16 protein-coding genes are annotated in these 19,248 nt (G+C 68.0%); 13 read left to right on the forward strand and 3 right to left on the reverse strand.

Annotated features, from left to right (window positions below; genetic code table 11):
• Nucleotides 1-4 precede the first annotated feature (4 nt).
• Together H7F51_RS02765 and H7F51_RS02770 are read right to left on the reverse strand one after the other, a co-directional pair.
• A complete protein-coding gene (locus H7F51_RS02765) occupies nucleotides 5-961 on the reverse strand; it encodes an NAD-dependent epimerase/dehydratase family protein (RefSeq protein WP_185662688.1) in 957 nt (318 codons plus the stop codon).
• Nucleotides 958-2,208 (reverse strand): class I SAM-dependent methyltransferase, encoded by a 1,251-nt coding sequence (locus H7F51_RS02770; protein WP_185662689.1) that lies wholly within the window; start codon nucleotides 2,206-2,208, stop codon nucleotides 958-960. The genes H7F51_RS02765 and H7F51_RS02770 overlap by 4 nt, the downstream gene beginning before the upstream one ends.
• A 546-nt stretch (nucleotides 2,209-2,754) precedes the next feature.
• On the opposite strand from H7F51_RS02770, the gene H7F51_RS02775 reads away from it, so the two are divergent.
• The 8 genes from H7F51_RS02775 (at nucleotide 2,755) to H7F51_RS02810 (ending at nucleotide 11,716) form a co-directional block, all read left to right on the forward strand.
• Nucleotides 2,755-3,768 (forward strand): glycosyltransferase, encoded by a 1,014-nt coding sequence (locus tag H7F51_RS02775; protein WP_185662690.1) that lies wholly within the window; start codon nucleotides 2,755-2,757, stop codon nucleotides 3,766-3,768.
• Nucleotides 3,769-3,869: 101 nt separating this feature from the next.
• Nucleotides 3,870-4,448: an LptA/OstA family protein gene (locus H7F51_RS02780; protein WP_185662691.1), complete on the forward strand. Its 579-nt coding sequence runs from the start codon at nucleotides 3,870-3,872 to the stop codon at nucleotides 4,446-4,448.
• A gap of 3 nt (nucleotides 4,449-4,451) precedes the next feature.
• On the forward strand, nucleotides 4,452-5,648 hold the full coding sequence (locus tag H7F51_RS02785) for a nucleotidyltransferase family protein (RefSeq protein WP_185662692.1): 1,197 nt from the start codon (nucleotides 4,452-4,454) through the stop codon (nucleotides 5,646-5,648).
• A 242-nt stretch (nucleotides 5,649-5,890) separates the two neighbouring features.
• Nucleotides 5,891-6,838 (forward strand): GDP-L-fucose synthase, encoded by a 948-nt coding sequence (fcl, locus tag H7F51_RS02790; RefSeq protein ID WP_185662693.1) that lies wholly within the window; start codon nucleotides 5,891-5,893, stop codon nucleotides 6,836-6,838.
• 9 nt (nucleotides 6,839-6,847) lie between these two features.
• A complete protein-coding gene (locus H7F51_RS02795; protein ID WP_343061179.1) occupies nucleotides 6,848-8,095 on the forward strand; it encodes a WcaI family glycosyltransferase in 1,248 nt (415 codons plus the stop codon).
• Nucleotides 8,092-9,267 (forward strand): glycosyltransferase, encoded by a 1,176-nt coding sequence (locus tag H7F51_RS02800; protein WP_185662694.1) that lies wholly within the window; start codon nucleotides 8,092-8,094, stop codon nucleotides 9,265-9,267. The genes H7F51_RS02795 and H7F51_RS02800 overlap by 4 nt, the downstream gene beginning before the upstream one ends.
• A complete protein-coding gene (locus H7F51_RS02805) occupies nucleotides 9,264-10,820 on the forward strand; it encodes an FAD-dependent oxidoreductase (RefSeq protein ID WP_185662695.1) in 1,557 nt (518 codons plus the stop codon). Before H7F51_RS02800 ends, H7F51_RS02805 begins: the two co-directional genes overlap by 4 nt.
• Complete coding sequence (locus H7F51_RS02810; protein WP_185662696.1) at nucleotides 10,817-11,716, forward strand: aldo/keto reductase; 900 nt, start codon at nucleotides 10,817-10,819, stop codon at nucleotides 11,714-11,716. The genes H7F51_RS02805 and H7F51_RS02810 overlap by 4 nt, the downstream gene beginning before the upstream one ends.
• Before the next feature lie 4 nt (nucleotides 11,717-11,720).
• Here H7F51_RS02810 and H7F51_RS02815 read toward each other — a convergent pair whose 3' ends face one another.
• Nucleotides 11,721-12,962 (reverse strand): glycosyltransferase family 4 protein, encoded by a 1,242-nt coding sequence (locus H7F51_RS02815; protein ID WP_185662697.1) that lies wholly within the window; start codon nucleotides 12,960-12,962, stop codon nucleotides 11,721-11,723.
• Between the two features lie 223 nt (nucleotides 12,963-13,185).
• On the opposite strand from H7F51_RS02815, the gene H7F51_RS02820 reads away from it, so the two are divergent.
• The 5 genes from H7F51_RS02820 to H7F51_RS02840 all read left to right on the forward strand — a co-directional run bounded on the left by H7F51_RS02820 (nucleotide 13,186) and on the right by H7F51_RS02840 (nucleotide 19,203).
• A complete protein-coding gene (locus H7F51_RS02820) occupies nucleotides 13,186-13,614 on the forward strand; it encodes a hypothetical protein (protein WP_185662698.1) in 429 nt (142 codons plus the stop codon).
• 3 nt (nucleotides 13,615-13,617) lie between these two features.
• The gene (locus H7F51_RS02825) at nucleotides 13,618-15,552 is read left to right on the forward strand and encodes a hypothetical protein (protein ID WP_185662699.1); all 1,935 of its coding nucleotides are present in this window, start codon (nucleotides 13,618-13,620) and stop codon (nucleotides 15,550-15,552) included.
• 285 nt (nucleotides 15,553-15,837) lie between these two features.
• The gene (locus H7F51_RS02830; RefSeq protein WP_185662700.1) at nucleotides 15,838-17,034 is read left to right on the forward strand and encodes a glycosyltransferase; all 1,197 of its coding nucleotides are present in this window, start codon (nucleotides 15,838-15,840) and stop codon (nucleotides 17,032-17,034) included.
• Complete coding sequence (locus H7F51_RS02835; RefSeq protein WP_185662701.1) at nucleotides 17,031-18,029, forward strand: UDP-glucuronic acid decarboxylase family protein; 999 nt, start codon at nucleotides 17,031-17,033, stop codon at nucleotides 18,027-18,029. Before H7F51_RS02830 ends, H7F51_RS02835 begins: the two co-directional genes overlap by 4 nt.
• The gene (locus H7F51_RS02840) at nucleotides 18,019-19,203 is read left to right on the forward strand and encodes an acyltransferase family protein (RefSeq protein WP_185662702.1); all 1,185 of its coding nucleotides are present in this window, start codon (nucleotides 18,019-18,021) and stop codon (nucleotides 19,201-19,203) included. Before H7F51_RS02835 ends, H7F51_RS02840 begins: the two co-directional genes overlap by 11 nt.
• Nucleotides 19,204-19,248 lie beyond the last annotated feature (45 nt).

Below are 19,248 nucleotides of genomic sequence, written 5' to 3' on the forward strand. Positions count from 1 at the left end.
CCGCTCACGCCTCGGCGACCTGCTTCGCCTCATCGAGGCTCGCGGCATACCAGTCGACAGTCTGCTTGAGGCCGTCCTGGAGGGCGGTCGGTGCCGACCAGCCGAGCAACTCGCGCATCCGCGACACGTCCAGCTTGCGGGTCTTCACCCCCACGAACTTGTTGTTGTTATAGCGGATCTCGCCCTGGAAACCGGCGGCTTCCTTGATCCACGAGGCGATCTGGCCGATCGAATAGGCCTCGCCCATGCCCAGGTTGAGCGCGTCGTATTCGGAGCCCAGCGCAGCCGCGATGATCCCGTCGGCCGCGTCATCGACAAACAGGAACTCGCGCTCCTGCAGGCCGTCGCCCCAGACCTCCACGCTCTCGGCGCCCTCGCGCGCGGCCCGCACGAACTTGCCGATCAGCGCGCCGACCACGTGCGAGTTTTCCGCAAAGCTGTCGCCGTGGCCATAGACCGTGGGCAGGACCACGCTGGTGCAGCGCCCGCCGAATTCCTGGCGATAGGCGCGCTGGCCGATCAGCAGCGCCTTCTTGGCATAGGCATAGGCGAACAGGTAATCCTCCGGCTCATGCCCCCACAGCTCGCTTTCCGGGTGGGCATGGGGCAGCGAGGGATACATGCAGTAGGACAGGATCGAGGTGAACTTGGCCTTGGGGAAGTAGCGGATCCACCCCTCGAGGATGTTCACGTTGAGCTTGAGGTTGATGTTGAACTGCGTGGCCGGGTGATGAACCGGCCAGTCCCCCGCCTTGTAGAGCGCGGCGAGGTGGATGATGTGGTCGCACTCGTAGAGCCGGGACTGCTCGTCCAGCCAGGCGAACAGCGCATGTTCGTCGGCGATGTCGACGACCTGGCTGCTCACCGCCACCACGTTGGCTTCGGGAAAGCGCTTGCGGATCTCAGCGACAAGGGTCTTGCCGATGAAGCCCGAGGCGCCGGTCACGATGACGTTCTTCACGGCGTTTCGTACTCACCCTTGGGGCCGATGATCCGCACTTCGGGCACGGTGACGATGAAGCGCCCGCCCGAGGTCAGGTAATCGTCGAACTTCCCGACCAGGAAGTCGATGAAATTCCATGCCAGCACGAGGTAGTAGTCGGGCTTTGCGGTCAGGGTCTTCTCGTCCACGACGGGGATGTGGGTGCCGGGGGTGACGCGCCCGATCTTGAGCGGGTTGACCTCGGTCACCATCTCGACGAGGTCGGGCCCGATCTGGGCACGGTTGAGCACAGTGCTGCCCTTGACGGGGGCGCCCAGCGCATAGACCGTCTTGCCCTCGGCCTTCAGCTTTTCAAGCAGGCTGCGCACGGTTGCCATGTTGTGGTCGATCCGGGCGGAAAAGGCCTTGTAGGTCTCCAGCTTGTCGAGCCCGGCGGCCTGTTCCTTCGCGATTGCCTCGGCGACGGCCGGCGTCGTCGCGCGCGGGTTCTCCTCGCGGCAGACATAGAGGATGAACGAGCCGCCGTGGATCGGCGAGAACTCGAGGTCCTGGATGCGCAGGCCATGCTGGGCGAACAGCTTGGTCAGCGGCGCCACGGCGTGGATGCAGCTGTGCTCGTGATAGAAGTGGTCGAACTCGTTCTTCTCGATCAGGTCGAGCAGGTTGACCCCCTGGACGACGAAGAACGAATTGGGGCCCATCACTTCCGCGAGGCCCGCGACGAAATCGTGCAGGTCCGGCACGTGGTAGAACACGGCCGTCGCGGTGATCACCTCGGGCCGGATTCCCAGCTGCTTGAGGGACTTGCCCGTTTCGTGGTTCCAGAACTGCTGGAACACGGTGATCCCCTGCGAGCGGGCCACGGCTCCCGGACGCTCCGACGGATCGACCCCCAGCACCCGCATCCCGTTGCGGGCGAAAGCCTTGAGCAGGGTGCCGTCGTTGCAGCCCACGTCGATGACGAGGTCATTGTCCTTGAGCCCGAGCTTGTTGACCACGCGCGGGGCAAGCTCGTTGAAGTGACGCACCACGGGCTCGTTGACGCCCGACAGGTAGGGGTGATCGCAGAACAGCAGCTCCTGCGGCGGGAATTCCGAGATCTGGACCTCCCAGCAGTCCTGGCAGACCATCATCGACAGGGTGAAGGTCACCTCGTCGGCGACTTGTTCGGGATAAAGGAAATTGTTGCCGTTGGGCTGATCGCCGCAATCGATGAATTCGTAGAGATTCTCGGAGTTACAGACCATGCAATTGGTGCGTTTCATGCCGTCGGTGCGCCTCCACGCGCGTAAACTGAAATTTGGAAAACCCTTCGGGATGGCGATCGCGACGATAGTCACCTCAATCAAATTGCCAAAACCGATCAACGGCTTGGCGCAGCTGATCCAATCGCCTTCGGGGCACGTGAAACCACATAAGCCCTGCGCTGGGGGTTGGTGGCGGATTTTCACGGCGGGTGTCAAGCGCATCCGGGCCATCCCTTAGTCAGAATGCGTAAGTCAACGCTCGGTTGCGCGCGGATCGTCGCCCCCGGCACCCGCTTCATCGGAAGAGCAGGCACCAGGCCGCGCCTGCCATCGTTTGCGCCGCCAAGGGTCCGGCCGTGGCGCTGGCGGCGGGCGCGGCTGCCGAATGGACAAGCGCCCGTGAACGTGGCACCGCGCCGGAGACAGTTGCGCTCGCCCCGCGTGACATTGTCCGGCTTCATCACCCCGCCCTGGGAAGGTTCGCATGAATGATGACCGCTGTTTGCCGCTTCGCCGCCCGCCGCTTCCGGGCGTCCTGACCCCAGCCCAACCGGAGGCCGCCGCGTGAGCGCCTTGCGCATTTCCACCGTCATTCCTGCCTACAACCGGGCCGATCTGATCCCCGAGACCCTGCGCTCGATCCTGTCGCAGACCCGCCCCCCGCACGAGCTGATCGTGGTCGACGACGGCTCGACCGACGGCACCCCGGACGCGGTCGCCGCCTTCGGCAAGAGCGTGACCCTGCTGCGCCAGAGCAATGCCGGGGCCGGCGTCGCGCGCAATACCGGCTGTGCGCGGGCCACGGGCGACATCATCCATTTCATGGACAGCGACGACCTGTGCACGCTGGACAGCTACGCCCATGCCGCCGCCGCGATGGAGCGCGGGGCCGACATGACCTATGGCCCCTGGCTCAAGGCCCGGTTCGACGGACGCGAGCTCGACCCAGAGGCGGTGGTGCTCCAGCAGGGCCCGGTTCCCGCGGCGCGGCTCGACCTGCTCGCCCTGTTGGTGGACTGGGTCACGGTGCTCCAGCCCTGCCTGTTTCGCCGCGAGATGCTCGAACGGGCCGGCCCCTTCCGCACCGACCTCAAGCCCTCGGAAGACACCGAACTGCTTTACCGGCTGACCCGCGCCGCCCGGGCCCCGACTCACGTGCCCGGGATGCTGGTACTCTACCGGGTGCACGAAGGGGGCATCTCCCAGCACAACGTCGAACGCGCGGTGCGCGACCGGGCGAACCTGTGGGCCGTGCTCCAGCAGCATGCCGACCAGCGCGCCGACCTCGATGGCGCCGTCCGCGCCCAGTTCCGGCGCAAGAAGTATGAAGTGGCCTGCGAGGTGCGGGAATACGACCCGGCCGCGGCCGAAACGCTGGCCGCCGATGTCGGCACGTTCGATCGCGGGACCAGCCGCAGCCGGTTGCTCGCCCGCAAGTTCCGCAGCCGCCTGCGCCACAGACTCCTGCGCGATCCCTATCCGCCGCCGATGGCCTCGGGTCCGCTGCGCCCCGAGCAGGAGCAGGCGATCCGCGAGCTCGGCTACGCCCTGCGCCAGCCATCCGGACGCGGTGGATAAGGCCCTGTCGCGTCGGGCCATGCCGCCTCCCCGGCCGGCAACCGGCCGCCGCCGCCGAATTGGGCTTCACCTGGCCCGACCAGTCTTTTAGAAGGTCCCCCATGCCGAGCTTCCGCCTGCCCCGCCTCGCCTCCGCCCTGCCGTTCAAGGGCCTGGTCGTGCTCGCGCTCGGCGCCGGCGCCGCCACGATCGGCACGCAAATGGTGGGCGCCCAGGCGATCGCCGGGTTCAACAGCAATGCCCCGGTCAACTACGAGGCGGACCGGATCGAGCTGCAGGACAAGCAAAAGCGCGTGATCCTCTCCGGCAGCGTCAACATCAGCCAGGGCGACCTCAAGATGAACGCGGCGCGAACCACCGTGGCCTATACCGACGGCGGCGCGGTCAAGATCCAGCGGATCGACGCGACCGGCGGCGTCGTCGTGGCGCGCGGCAACGAAACCGCGCGCGGCGATGTCGCGATCTACGATTTCAACCGCCGCCTGATCACCATGGTCGGCGCCGTCAGCCTGCACCGCGGGGCCGACACGCTGAACGGCGGGCGGCTGGTGATCGACCTGGCCAGCGGGGTTTCCAGCGTCGACGGGCGCAGCTCGGGCGGCTCATCCGCCACCGGGGCGACGGGCGGCAGTTCCGGCGGGCGTGTCAGCGGATCCTTTACCGTCCCCAAGCGGAACTGAGGCGTGGCCGTGCCGGCGCCCGGTGATGGGGCCCTTCCCCGCCTGCGGCACCTGCTGCTGGCCCTGCTCGCCGGGCGGGCCCCGGCCGAACTGGCCGGACTCGACCAGGAGGCCTGGCATGGGCTCGACCGGATGGCCGCCCTGCACCGGCTCCAGCCGCTGCTGCATCACCACCACCGCGCCGATCCGGCGATCCCGGACTCCCTGCGCGCCGGCTGGGCCGAAGCCTATCGCGCCTCGGCCCTCGCCTCGCTGGTCCTCGCGGCCGACCTGACGGCCACGACCGCGCTGCTGGAACAGGCGGGCATGGCCCCGCTGGCGCTCAAGGGCGCCTGGCTGGCCTGGCACGCCTATCCCCACCCCGCCCTGCGCCCGATGCGCGACCTTGACCTGCTGCTGACGCCCGACACCGTCATCCCGGCCTTCGAGCTGCTCCAGGCCCACGGCTACCGGCAGGAAGGCGCCCAACATCTCACGCTTGAGGAGACGGTCCGGCTCGACAAGCACATGCCGCCGCTGGTCTCGCCGCGCGGCACGGTGATCGAGCTGCACCAGCGCTTGTGGGAGGTCGACGGGCGGATGGACCATGCCGCCCCCGCCGCGCGCGAAGCGGCGATCCGCGCCCGGGCGATCCGCTCCGGACCGCTGGCCTATCTCGCCCCGCAGGATACCCTCGCCCACCTCGTCATCCACGCGGTCTACGATCACCGCCTCGATTGCGGCCCGCTGGTGTTGAGCGACATCGCCTTCCTGCTTGCCGCCGCCCCGGTGGACTGGGACGCCTTCTGGGCCGAGGCCCGTGCCGGCGGCTGGCAGCGCGGCGCCGGGCTGGTCCTTGCCCTGGTCAAGGTCCATGCGCCCGATGCGCAGGTCACGCTTCCCGCCGATCTGCCCCCCTGCCCGGCCGACCTCGCCGACCTGTCCACCGGGCTGCTGCTCCAGGAACTGGACACCCGGCAGAGCGCCGGGGTCGCCGCCACGCTCACCGCCGCGGGCCCGGGGGCCTTCCTCCGCCGCATCCTGGCCCGCCGCAAGGGTGCCGACGATGTCCGCGACGTGACCCGCGATCTCAGTTCCGAAGGCGGTTTTGCCGCCTGGGCCGGCATGCGGCTGGTGCGCACGGTGCGCGATCTGGCCCGCCGCGAGGTGCGCGACCAGTCGCGGGATCTGGCCCGCCTCAGCCGCTGGCTGGATGCCTGAATTTCCGCCCCCGACCCCGGCGCGGCGCGGCGCCGACCGGCCTACGCAATTCGCGCAAGCCACGGCATTCATGCGAGTTTCCACCCTCCATACGGGTTTTCACGGGGTCTGGATGTGTATAGGCAGGGCGCCATGACGACGGAATTGAGCGGCGCGCCGCGGACGACATCAGGCGGATCGGGGCGAGACGGATGGCAGGTGCCAGTATCGTGGACAGGGGTGTCGAGGGCAGGCAGTCACCGATGAACACGCTGCCGTTTCCGCTTGAAGGACGCCGCGTCTACGTAGCCGGTCACCGGGGCATGGTCGGCTCGGCGCTGGTCCGGCGCCTCGCCCGGGAAAACTGCACTGTGCTCACCGCCCCGCGCGAGGTGGACCTGCGCGACCAGGCCGCCACCCGCGCCTGGGTGGAGGCCAACCGGCCCGAGGTGATGGTCATCGCCGCGGCCCGGGTCGGCGGAATTCTCGCCAACGACACCTGGCCGGCCGATTTCCTCTACGACAACCTGATGATCGAGGCGAACCTGATCGAGGCGGCCTATCGCAACGGCACGGAAAAGGTGCTGCTGCTCGGTTCCTCGTGCATCTATCCCAAGTTCGCGCCCCAGCCGATCTCCGAGGATTCGCTGCTCACCGGACCGCTCGAACAGACCAACGAATGGTATGCGATCGCCAAGATCGCGGGAATCAAGCTGTGCCAGGCCTACCGCCGCCAGCACGGGGTTGATTTCATCAGCGCCATGCCGACCAACCTCTATGGCCCGGGCGACAATTTCGACCTCCATTCCAGCCACGTCCTGCCCGCCCTGATCCGCAAGGCGCACGAGGCCAAGACATCCGGGGCGCCCAGCTTCGAGATCTGGGGCACCGGCACGCCTTACCGCGAATTCATGCACGTCGATGATCTGGCCGATGCCTGCATCTACCTGCTGCGCCACTATTCCGATCCCCTGCCGATCAACATCGGCTCGGGCAGCGACATCACGATCGGCGATCTGGCCGAGATGGTCGCCCGGGTGGTCGGCTTCACCGGCACGATCACGCGCGATGCCGGCAAGCCCGATGGCACCCCCCGCAAGCTGATGGATTCGGCTCGCCTCGCCGCGCTCGGCTGGAAGCCGTCGATCGCGCTGGAAGCGGGCGTGGCCGATACCTACCAGTTGTTCCTCAGCGGCGGCTGGCGGGGCTGAGGGGCCCCGGTGCGCCTCGCTCCCATGCGCCTCGCTATTGTCGGGCTGAACTACGCGCCCGAGGAAATCGGCATCGGCGCCTTCACCAGCGGCATGGCACGGGGCCTGGCCGCGCGCGAATTCGCGGTCCGGGCCATCGTCGGCAAGCCCTATTACCCGCAGTGGCAGGTGTGGGAGGGCTTTGCCCGCCCCGGCTGGCTGGCCGCGCGTGAAGACGGGGTCGAGATCACCCGCTGCCCGCACTATGTCCCGGCCCGGCCTTCGGGCCTCAAGCGGATCGTCCACCTCGCCAGCTTCGCCGCCGGCGCCCTCGCCCCGGCCCTGCGCCTCGCTCTCGGCCGGAAGGACCAGCGCCCGGAGACCGTGATCTGCGTCGCCCCGGCCCTGCTCAGCGTGCCGGTGGCCTGGCTGCTGGCCCGGCTGGCCGGGGCACGGCTGTGGATCCATGTTCAGGATTTCGAGGTCGAGGCCGCTTTCGCCACCGGCCTCGTCGATGGTTACGGCCGCGCCGCACGGCTGGCCCGGGGGGTCGAAAACCGGCTGCTGCGACTGGCTGACCGGGTCACCACGATCAGCCCGCAGATGTGCGCCCGGCTGCACGACAAGGGTATCGCCGCCGAGCAGGTCAGCGAGGTCCGCAACTGGGCCAATGCCCCGGCGCCCGATCCGGCGGCGGGCGCGGCCTACCGCGCCGAATGGGGGCTGGGTACGCGCCGGGTCGCGCTCTATTCGGGCAATATCGCCAACAAGCAGGGGATCGAGATCGTGGTCGCGGCCGCGCGCCTGCTCGCCGATCGCGGCGACCTCCACTTCGTCGTCTGCGGCGAAGGGCCCAACCGCGCCCGGCTCCAGGCCCTCGCCGCGGGGCTGACCAACATCTCGTTCCACGATCTCCAGCCCGCCGCCCGGATGGGCGAACTGCTCAGCCTGGCCGCGATCCACCTCCTGCCGCAGATCGCCGGGGCAGCCGATCTGGTCCTGCCCTCCAAGCTGGCCAACATGCTCCATTCGGGCCGCCCGGTCGTCGCCACGGCCGAGCCGGGCACGGGCCTGCACGGTGAGGTCGAGGGCTGCGGCCTGACCACTCCGCCGGGCGACGCCGCCGCTTTTGCCGCGGCCATCGCCCGCCTGCTCGACGATCCGGTGCTGGCCGAAGAGCTCGGCGCGGCGGCGCGCGAGCGCGGGCACGAGCGCTGGTCGCAGGATGCCGTGCTCGACCGCCTCGCCGCCCTGCTGCGCGAGGAGGATACGCGATGAACCGCGATGCGGCCGCCCCGCCGGGTCCGTTTCTGCTGTTCTGCCCGTCGATCGGCGGCGGCTTTCCCCGCCACTCCCACTTCCAGGCCCGCGAACTGGCCAGCCGGGGGGTTATGGTGGAAATGCTGTGCCGGCCGGACTTTCCGATGACCGCGCCGCCCGGCTCCTACCGCCAGGTGCCCTGCCTCGTCGGGGTCAATGGCCCGGGGCTGGCGCGCAAGCTGCTGCGGGTGGCATGCTTCGTGGTCAATTACTGGATCCTGGCCTGGCAGATCCTGCGCCGGCGCCCCCGTTTCGTCCTGATGGAATCGAACACGGAATATTTCGCCGCCTGCTGGGCCTGGCCGCACCTCCTTCTCGCCGCACTCGGCCGCACCACCTATCTCGCCAATTTTCACGATCCCGCGCGCGAGAAGCGCTTCGGGCCCGACTGGTGGCACCGGCTCACGCTGCGCCTCGGCTTCGGCATGCTGCGCGGCGGGCTGGTTCACGGCGGCGTGCCGGCCGGGGCGGACATCCCGGCCCGGGTCTCGATCCGGTCGGTCCCGCATGGCCTGCTCGGCGATGCCGCCACGAGCCGGCCGGCCTTCGACCTGCGCGAGCGGCTCGGCATTGCGCCGGGCCGGGTGATCCTGCTCTCGTTCGGACTGATCGCCGACCGCAAGAACCTCGACCTCCTGATCGCGGCCCTGCCGGACCTGCCCGAGGTCGAACTGGTCATCGCCGGCGACGACGTTTCGGCCAGCCAGCGCCCTTCGCACTGGTACAAGGCCTGTGCCGAAGCGCTCGGGGTGGCGGACCGGGTCCATTTCGTCATCCGCTACATTCCCGAAGAGGAAACTCCCGCCTGGTTCGGCGGGGCGGACATCATCGCCCTCACCTACAACCGCGCCTTCGTCTCGCAGAGCGGCGTGCTCCAGCTGGCCGTCTTGTGGGACAAGCCGGTTCTGGCCTCGAGCGGGCCGGGTCCGCTGCAGGAGGCAGTAGAGACCGGGCTCGGCGTCTTCGTCGCGCCGGACAGCGTGCCGGCCATCGTCGCCGGGCTGCGCCAGCTGACCGGCGGCTGGCGGCCCGATCCGGCGGCCTTTGCCGCCTATCGCCGCCACGCCTCGTGGGAGGCCAATGTCGACGGCCTGCTCGACCTGGCCCGCAGCCTGGACCGGGCGGCGTGATCCTCACCCGCGCGCAGGACATACCCGAGGCGGCCCGTCAGGCCGATGTGCTGGTGATCGGGGCCGGCGCCGTCGGCATTCCCCTCGCCGTGACCCTGGCCCGGCGCGGGCTGCGGGTCACGCTGCTCGAAGGCGGCCCGGCCGAACCGCCCACGGGCCACGAAGCAGCCAATGCCGGGCCCTCGACCGGGCGGGCGTACGACGGGCTGGTCAGCGGCCGGATGAAGGCGCTGGGCGGCACGACCCGGCTCTGGGGGGGCCAGCTGGTGCCCTTCAGCGTCAGCGACATCGAGCAGGCCGCCTTCCCCGGCCAGCCGCACTGGCCCTTTACCCATGCCGACTATCTCGGCCATGTCGGCCAGGTCTACGACCTCCTCGGCATCCCGCAGGACGCCCGCGATCCCCGCGCCGTGTGGAGCAGGATGTCCGGCGCCGAGGCCGCATTCGGTCCCTCGCTCGAAGTGGGCATGAACCTGTGGCTGCCCCAGCCCGATTTCGCCCGCCTCTTCGCCGCCGAGCTTTCCGCGGCCGAAGGGCCCATGGTCATCACCGAGGCCGAGGTCGAGCGGCTGGAATTCGGCCATCCCGGCCGGCTCGATGCCGTGCACACCAGCCGCGGCTCCTTTCGCGCCGACCGGGTGGTGCTGGCCTGCGGCACGATCGAGATCGCCCGCCTCCTGCTGCGCGCGGCCGCCTGCGAGCCGGCCTGCGGCTTTGCCGGCAACGAACACCTCGGCAAGTGGTTCATGGACCATCTGCACGGCTTCATGGGCGAACTGCACGGGGCCGATCCGGAGGCGATCGGCAACCTGTTCGACTATGTTCACCACCGCGGCCTGCGCTTCGGGGTGAAGCTGCGCCTCAGCGACGATGCGCGTGCCGAGCAGGGGCTGTGCAATGGCGTTGTAACGCTCAATCCCCGCATGGGTCTCAAGCAGGGCGCGACCGAACTGCTGGCCCTCCTGACCCGTCTGTTCAGCGGGCGCGGATCGCCCGCCGCCACCTTGCGCCACGGTCTGGCCATGGTCCGCATCACCCTGCCGCTCGCCTGGCGCTACCTCGTCCGGCGGCGCTCGTCCCTGCTCTTTTCAAGCGGCGTGGCCATCGGCGTGGAGTTCGAGCAACTGCCCTCTCCCCAAAGCTACATCTTCCTTGATCCGGCCGAACCGCCGGCCACGGCCAAGGCCGGGATCTGCTGGAATCCGGGCGGCGAGGAAATGCGCACGGTCCAGGCGCTGGCGCAGATGCTCTCGGCCGAGCTCACCGCGCGCGGCCTCGGCGAAGTGCGGATCGACCCGCGCGCCCTGGCCGGCGATCCGGCCTTCCTCGATGCCTGCCACGATGCCTATCACCAGATGGGAGGCGCCCGTCTGGCCGCCAGCGCGAGCGAGGGCGTGGTTGATCACGATCTCAGGGTTTTCGGCACGGACAACCTCTTCGTCGCCGGTGCCGCGGTCTTCCCTTCCGGCAGCTTCGCCAACCCGACCCTGACCGCGCTCGCGCTCACCCTGCGCCTGGCCGACCACCTCAGCGGCGCGGGAGCCGCGCGATGATCGGGCGCCTGATCTTCGGCTGCGGCCGGCTTACCGGCGGCGCGAGCATGGCCGAGGCCCTGCGGCTGGTCGACATCTGCCTCGATGCGGGAATCCGCCATTTCGACACGGCACCATCCTATGGCCTCGGAACGGCCGAGGCGGTTATCGGCAAGGCCCTGCGCAGCGCCGGGCGGGACGTGATGATCACCGCCAAGGTCGGCTCTACCGCGCCGCGCTTCGGGCTGGTCAAGACCTGGCTGCGCCGCGCCAAGCGCAGCCTCACCGCAGCGGAGCCGCGACTGTCCGACCCGTTCACCCCGGTCGAGGCCGCCGCTATCCGCTCGGCCGCCGAGTTCGGCGCCGATGCCATGCGCCGCTCAGCCGAGCGCAGTGCCGCCTTGCTCGGGCGGATCGACTGGCTCCTGCTGCACGAAAGCCTGGCGGAGCATGCCGCCCCCGAGACGGTCGCCGCGCTGGACGCGCTCGCCGCCCGGTACGGCGCCCTTCCCGGTTATTCAAACGGCGCCCAGTTCGACCCCGCCACCGACGCGGCCTACCCGGACCGGTGGATCCGGCAAGTCGCCGTGCGACCGCAGTGGCTGACGGGCTTGCCCGGGGAGCCGATCCGCCAGCCGCTCAGCCTGCACGGCATCGCCCTTACCGGCCGCTGGCTGTGCGAAAATGACGCGGCCCATGCCCGGCGCGTGGAACAGGCGGCATACCTGGTCGAAAGCGATGATCAGGCACTGCGCGAAATTGCCGTCCACTATGCCTTGGCCGCAAGCCACCTGCCCCAGGCCCGGTTGATCGTCTCGTCCAGCCATCCGGGGCGGTTGAAGGCACTCCTGGCCGCCCTGACGAAGCTCGATCCGGAGCAGTGCGGCGCCATAACCGCTACCTTCACGCGGGAATGAGGGACTAGGGCGCCAGGTCGCGCAGCAGGGCAGCTATATTGTCGCGGTAGCGGGCGAAGGTGTAGTTCTGCGCTTCCTGCTGGGCGTGGGCGCGCCAGCCATCGACCCGCGCCCGGTCTTCGATCGCGGTCATCATCGCGGCATATACGCTCTCGGTGTCGATGCGGTCGAGCATGATCCCGGTCTCGGGCGTCACGGCTTCGGCGCAATTGCGCGACTGGATCAGGGCGTTGCCCGAGGCGAGGGCCTCGTAGAGCGTAATGCCCGCTCCTTCGAAATAGCTCGGCAGGAGGAAAACGTGGTGCTCGGCCATGATCCGCGGCACGTCGGCGCGGGCCACGGTGGGAATATAGGTTATCCGGTCGGCATAAGGCGCGAAAGCGGCAGGCGGCACCTTGAGGCTGCCGACGATAGTCAATTCTGCCGCGGACCGGGGAATGCGCGCGATCGCTTCCAGCACGTGGTGAATCCCCTTGCGCGGAATGACGAGGCCCAGGAACAGGAACTTGACGGGGCCGTCCGCCGGGATCGGTTGCGGGGCCGGCTGGTTGGCGAACAGTGCCTCGTCGAAGCAGTAGTTGAGAACCTGGGTCCGCGCCGCGATGGCAGGGTCGCCGGTCGCCTCGGCAATGGTCCGGGCCGCGAAGGGGCTGCCGACGAGAATACGATCGGCCAGCAGATATTCGCGGTGATCACGCGCGATATGGCTTTCCGGCTCGGCCCGCTCGGTCGGCAGGAACCACTCGCCGTAGCGTGCCGCCACCTCCTGCATCATCGCGTTGTAGACGCGGAAATCGCCGTTGGTGCGATCGAGGATGCAGGTCCGGCCGAGCTGGCGAGCGAGAGCAAAGGACGTCTCGGAACTGCTGTTGAAGCCCCAGAGGGCAAAGGGTTCGTTCGAGCGCAGGTCACGCGCGATGCCCGAAACGAATCGATCGTTGCCGAACCGGTCGATCCGGCGGGCCAACTCACGCCAGCCGGCGCGCGCGGCGATCCGCTCGACCCATTCGGTCAGGCCGAAGGTGCGCACCAGGGCCGGATCGAGCGACGGATGGCTGAAACGGCGGAATTCCCGCCCCAGCCGGGCGCCGAGCGATCCCGGCAGGACCCGTTCCAACTTGTAGGGCCAGCGATCGGGCTGGTAGAAGATCGAGGTGGCATACCATTGCAGCAGGTCGAGTTGCTGCAGCGCGAGCGCGGTTTGCCAGCTGTGCTGGGTCCCGGGATGGAAGACCGCGACTTTCATCGCATCGGCTCCGGGCCGCGCTCCATGGGAATAGCAGGCAAGCAGGGATCCTGACTGGCAGGGCAGGCCGAAATGGCGTTGCCGGCAGTGGTCTTCGGCGAGGACGGGCCATAATGCAAGTCGCCCGTCGGTCGTTCATTGGCCAATATGGCTACGCTCTTTCCTACATATCACCGGATAGGTTATCTAAAGATAGTCCGAGTGGTTAGAAAGGAAAGTTTTCATGCCAACGTCCCCATTGAAGACGCCGGCCGGCTATGTGCCGCAAATGGCGATCGCCATCGCCAATTCGAGCGGCGATGCCGAACTGGTCAACGCCGGCAACCCGATGCCGATCCAGGAACAGCCGTTCGCCGCCGCGCCGGCCCTGACCGGAACGCTGTCCGCCTCCGGCCAGGCCGGCCCCTTCGCGCCGCGCGCGGGCCGGGCCGTGATCCTGACCCTGAGCGGCACCTGGACCGGTACGGCCCGCCTGCTGCGCTCGGTCGACGGCGGGACAACCAAGCTGCCGCTGACCGCCATGGGCAAGCCTTATGGGAGCTTCACGGCCAACGTCTGCGAACCGGTGTGGGAAGAGAGCGAGGCCGCTGCCCTGCTCTACCTCGATGTCTCGCTCGCTTCGGGCGCTCTTGCCTACCGCATGGGACAATAAGCCATGGCGATCGACTTCATCGCCCGCGCGGCCGCCGCCTCGGCCCAGGCAGCGGCGGACGCCGCCACTGCCGGTCCGGCCAGCCCGGTCGGCCTGTTCACCGACCTTCCGCTTGTTCCCGTCGATGCCGCGGTCAGGACGATCGTCACCAGCGGCTATGCCGTGGCGGGCGCAGGCGCCGGGATCTACGTCAGTGACGGCCTGGCCACGGCGGCCCTGGCCGCGGCGCACCCGCTGTTCTGCAGGGCAAGTTCCAATGGCCGCCATTTCCGCCTGCTGCCCGACGACAACGGCCTGATCCCGGTCGCGTGCGGCGGTGCCAACGGGCAGGAAACGGCCATTACCGATACATCGCCCGATGCGCGCCCCGCGATCCAGGCGGCGGAATATTACCGCCATGCGATCGGGGCCAAGGGGGTGCGGCTCGATGCCCGCAACTATGCGATCCGGCGGGTGCCGCGCACTGACCTGACCTCATGGGATGTGCGATTCATCGACTATGAGGGCGTCCCGATTGTCGTCCTCTCGTCCAGCGTGTTCAAGTCCACCCACCCCGAAGGCTCGCTGCTGCTGCGCCGCAAGGCCGACGGCACGACCTACACGATGAGCGACTACCAGACCCTCACCGTCGACGGCATCGGCGCGGTCATCTGGCGGGGCGGCATGTTCTTCGTCGAGGGGCACGGCCAGGCCGGCGACCCTGATCCGGGCGCCTCGGTCGGCAGCTTCACCCTCGAAGACGTGCAGCTCGACGGCGGGCTTCGCCTGGCCCGCGACGGTCTGATCTTCGAGGTGATGGACAAGGGAATCTGGCAATCGAACGACCGCTACTGCGGCCACCTCACGCTCAAGGGCAAGTCCGCGATCATCGGCTTCACCTCGGAGTTGATCTATACCGCAGGCATTTCCCCGTCGATCGCGGACCGGGTGCTGGCGATCGGCCCCGAGGTTGTGCTGGGCGAGACGGGCGGATCGTGCATCAACGCCAACGGCCAGACGACGCAGATCGCGCGGTGCCTCTGCTACAACGCCTACATCGGCATCGAGGGCTGGACCGGCCATGCCGGCGGTTACCTCAAGGCGCATTTTCGCGACATCACGCATGATAGTTCGATCCAGGGCGGCATCTATGCCCTGCCCCCGGCGAACTACTACGAGCCGACGGCGCCGGTTTCGGGCCAGCTGCCGGTGGGTCATCTCGACATCGTACTCGAGCGCTCGCCGATGAGCGTCGGGTCATGGCTGGAAGGGCGGATCGTCGCGATCGACTGCACCCCCTCTGTCGGCCGAGCGGCCACATTTGCCAAGGGCGCCGAGATGGTCGACCTCGAGATCGTCTCGATCGCGGATCGGACCAATCCGCTGGGCGCGGTCTCGTTTCCGGGCGGTCCGAGCGGCGAAATGCTGATCCGCAACGTGTCGGTGCGGGCCGAGATCAAGCGTACCGCCTATGCCACGGCCAATGGCCTGCGCCATGCCGCCGCGGTCTACACGTTCGGATCGATCGGCCCGAACGTCGTGGTCACCTTGGGCGCACAGGAAGGACTTGGCGGACACATCAACGTCGCCGCCGCCGCCTACGACCATGTCATCGCGCTCAGGGGCTATATCTACAACGAGACCAATGCGACCGGGAGCGGCTATTTCGATTGCGAGGCCAACAACGGCGGCACCATTCCCAATGTCCCGGTGATTGCCCTGTCCTGCTCAGGCTCGGCCAGCGGGGTCAAAAACATCAATCTGCCGACCTCCAACGTGACGGTCGGCACGCGGATCTACATCGCCAACTTCACCCGCAATTTCGTCAGTCCGGGGCTGGATGTGAAAGTCAACGGCAGCAACTTCCGGACGGGTGCCGACGAGCACATTGCCGGCAATTACACGGCGGCCTGCTTCGAGTTCAGCGGCAGCTCGTGGCGGGTGGTAGAGCGGCTTTGAGGCGCAACCGCCCGGACCGGGTGCTGGAGGCGGCGGGGACGCTGGCCTGACGCGGCCGAGGGCACTGGCACTGGCACTGGCACTGGCACTGGCACTGGCGGGGACACATGGTTACCGCCAGTGCCACCTTGGGCGCGGCAAACCGCTCAAGTGGGAAGCGACAATCATGGGATATCCGTATGAGCTCGGGCCGGAATCCGGAAGATCGCTTAGGTAAAGAACCTTGCCTGAGCCGACGATATGGCTATCGTGCTGCGATGCGAAACGTCGACGACCTGGATTAGCGTGATTGGAAACAAGAAGCGCGTCGTCGGGCTGATCTGGTCGCAATTCGCCGCATATCACACCGATCGCTGCGAAGCCGTCGCGCGCCGCCTGGGCGATGACTGCGAGGTTCTGGCGATCGAGGTGGCGACCACCTCGACCCTCTATGCCTGGGACCCGAGCGGGGAGGTCGCAGGGGCGCGCAAGGTTACCCTGTTCCCCGGCCGCTCGTTCGACGACATCTCGCCCTGGCAGCGTTTCCGCGCCATGCTGCGGGCTGCGCGCGGATGCGACACGGTATGCATCGGCATCAGCTACGCCGAGCCCGATGCCATCGCGCTCAGCTGGACCCTGCGCCTGCTGGGCAAGCAGGTGATCGTGTTCAGCGAATCGAAGTTCGATGACCGGCGCCGCTCCATCTGGGTCGAGCTGATCAAGTCCATCACCCTCGGCTGCTATTCGGCGGCCGTGGTTGGCGGGCGCCGCCATATCGACTATTTCCGCTTCCTTGGCTTCCGCGCCCGCCCCGTCCTGCCCGGTTACGACGTGGTCGGGCTTGACCGGATCCGCCGGCAATCGGGCGGAATTCTGGCCCCGCAAGGCCTGCCTTTTGCGGACCGATCGTTCCTGTTCGTCGGCCGGTTCGTCGAAAAGAAGAACCTCCTCACCCTCGTCGCAGGCTATGCCCGCTACGCCGCCCTGGCCGGGCCGAAGGCGCGGCGCCTGGTCCTGGTCGGCTCGGGCGAAGAGGAGGCCCTCCTGCGTGACCGGGCTGCCGCGCTGGGCGTAGCCGGGCTGGTTGATTTCACCGGGTTCCTCAATGCCGAGGCGGTCTCGCGCGCCCTGGCCGGCGCCCTCGCCCTTGTCCTGGTGAGCCGTGAGGAGCAGTGGGGCCTGGTGGTCAACGAGGCTCTTGCCCTTGGCCTTCCGGCCATCGTCTCCAACGAAGTGGGATCGCGCGACCTCCTGGTTCGCAACCTGATCAATGGTTTCGTTGTCGAATCGGGTTGCGTCGAAGGATTGGCTCGGGCCATGCTCCAGATCGGATCTGATCCCGCGACCTGGGAAGCCATGGTCGCGGCTTCGCATGAACGGGCTTGGCTGGGCGATGCCGATCGACTGGCGGATGCCCTTGAAATCCTGCTCGTTCCGGGCACGGCGGATACAGCCGGCCGGGTCGAGCGTCTGATGGTCGAACTGGAGACAGAACCGAAATGACACAACAACACCGGACGCGATATGCCATTCAGAAGCGCGTGCTCGTGACGGGCGGCGCCGGCTTCATCGGTTCGCACCTGTGCGCACGGCTGCTGGAGCAGGGCCATTCGGTGCTCTGCGTCGACAATTTCTTCACCGGCACCCGGGCCAATATCGCCGACCTGATCGGCAATCCGAACTTCGAGCTGATGCGGCATGACATCACCTTCCCGCTCTATGTCGAAGTCGACGAAATCTACAACCTGGCCTGCCCGGCTTCCCCGGTCCACTATCAGTTCGATCCGGTGCAGACGACCAAGACCAGCGTGATCGGCGCGGTCAATATGCTCGGCCTGGCCAAGCGCCTGCGCGTGCCGATCCTCCAGGCCTCGACCAGCGAGGTCTACGGCGATCCGGCGATCCATCCCCAGGTCGAGGAGTACTGGGGCAACGTCAACCCGATCGGCCCGCGCTCGTGCTACGACGAGGGCAAGCGCTGCGCGGAGACCCTGTTCTTCGACTATCATCGCCAGCACAATATCCCGATCAAGGTGATCCGGATCTTCAACACCTATGGTCCGCACATGCACCCGAACGATGGGCGGGTGGTTTCCAACTTCATCGTCCAGGCCCTGCGCGGCGAGGACATCACAATCTACGGCGACGGCCAGCAGACCCGCTCGTTCTGCTTCGTCGACGACCTCGTCGCCGGGCTGATGGCGATGATGGCCACGCCGGCCGAGGTGACCGGACCGATCAACCTGGGCAATCCGGGCGAATTCACCATGCTCGAACTGGCGCAGATCGTGCTGGAACTGACCGGCAGCTCCTCGAAGATCGACTTTCGCCCTCTGCCCCAGGACGATCCCAAGCAGCGCAAGCCCAATGCGACCAAGGCGCGCGAACTACTCGACTGGGAGGCCCGGATTCCGCTGCGCAACGGCCTGGCCAAGACCATCGACTATTTCCGCGAAGTCGTCGGCGAATCTGCACGGTCCCTGACCGGTGCCGACTGAGAGCGTAGCCCCGCCTGCACTCGTCACGACGCACGAAGGCGGGCGGGGCGCGTTCTTCTGGACCGACGTCATGCGCTTTTGCGCGGCAACGGCGGTCGTGGCCGAACATGCCCGCGATTTCCTGTTCCTGACCTTCGCCGAGGCACAGGCCCCGGGGGCGGGCTGGAAACTGTTCTATTTCATCACCGGTTTCGGCCGCGAAGCCGTGATGGTCTTCTTCGTCATCTCGGGCTTCTGGATCACCTCCGCGATCGACCGGCGGCGCAAGGGCCCCTCGTTCTGGTCCGATTACCTGATCGACCGGCTTTCGCGCCTACTGCTGGTGATCGTGCCGGCCCTCCTGATCGGCGGGCTGTTCGACCTGATTTCGCTCCGGCTGCATTCGCCCTATGCCGAGGGCCTCTCCGGCGCCCTGTCGCTGACCGCCTCGATCCAGCCGCGGATGGAGCCGCAGGTCCTGCTTGGAAACCTGCTGTTCCTGCAGAACATCGCAGTGCCGACCTTCGGATCGAACGGGCCGTTGTGGAGCCTGGCCAACGAATTCTGGTACTACCTGTGGTTTCCCGCCCTGCTGCTGGCCCTGATCCAGCGGCGGCCGAACCTGGCCCTGGCGACCATCGCCATCGGTCTGCTGGCCCCGCTCAGCCTCTATGGCGGCTTCGGTGTCTGGCTGATGGGCAGCGCGCTCTACTACCTCGACCGCATGGCCATGGCCGGCGCCTTTCGCTCGCGCATCGCGGCGGCATCCGGCCCGGGCCGCCTGGCTTGGCTGGGCGCCGCCGCCTGCCTGCTTGCCGCCACGGCCTCGGCCTCGCGGCTGGACCGCCTCCACGACTTCGCCGATCCCGCCGTGGGCCTCGCCTTTGCCCTGTTCCTTTGGGTCGTTCTGCGGCTCGACCCGCGCCGCCGGCCGGCCATGGCGGCCTTCGCCGGCTACGGCGCCAAGGCCTCCTTCTCGCTCTATGCCACCCATTTCCCGCTGGTCGTGCTCCTTGCCACCCTGCTGACGGCGGGCCAGCGCGGCGCGCCGGATGCCAAGACGGTGGCCATGCTGGTGCTGGTCCTCGCCGTGGTGCTTGCGGCAGGCTGGCTGTTCTCCCTACTGACCGAGCAAAGAACTGCCCAGGTGCGGGCGCGGGCGCGCACCCTGTTCCTGATCCGCAGCCAAGCCTGATGCTCAAACCCGGACAGCCGCCAAACACCATGATGTTGCCGATTT

This window comes from Novosphingobium flavum (assembly GCF_014230315.1).
Lineage (GTDB): Bacteria > Pseudomonadota > Alphaproteobacteria > Sphingomonadales > Sphingomonadaceae > Novosphingobium > Novosphingobium flavum.

Bases quoted from the DNA above. Each gene is read 5' to 3' on its own strand.
- H7F51_RS02770 (WP_185662689.1), bottom strand. From the start codon at position 2,208: ATGAAACGCACCAATTGCATGGTCTGTAACTCCGAGAATCTCTACGAA.
- H7F51_RS02780 (WP_185662691.1), top strand. From the start codon at position 3,870: ATGCCGAGCTTCCGCCTGCCCCGCCTCGCCTCCGCCCTGCCGTTCAAG.
- fcl (WP_185662693.1), top strand. From the start codon at position 5,891: ATGAACACGCTGCCGTTTCCGCTTGAAGGACGCCGCGTCTACGTAGCC.
- H7F51_RS02800 (WP_185662694.1), top strand. From the start codon at position 8,092: ATGAACCGCGATGCGGCCGCCCCGCCGGGTCCGTTTCTGCTGTTCTGC.
- H7F51_RS02810 (WP_185662696.1), top strand. From the start codon at position 10,817: ATGATCGGGCGCCTGATCTTCGGCTGCGGCCGGCTTACCGGCGGCGCG.
- H7F51_RS02815 (WP_185662697.1), bottom strand. From the start codon at position 12,962: ATGAAAGTCGCGGTCTTCCATCCCGGGACCCAGCACAGCTGGCAAACC.
- H7F51_RS02820 (WP_185662698.1), top strand. From the start codon at position 13,186: ATGCCAACGTCCCCATTGAAGACGCCGGCCGGCTATGTGCCGCAAATG.
- H7F51_RS02825 (WP_185662699.1), top strand. From the start codon at position 13,618: ATGGCGATCGACTTCATCGCCCGCGCGGCCGCCGCCTCGGCCCAGGCA.
- H7F51_RS02835 (WP_185662701.1), top strand. From the start codon at position 17,031: ATGACACAACAACACCGGACGCGATATGCCATTCAGAAGCGCGTGCTC.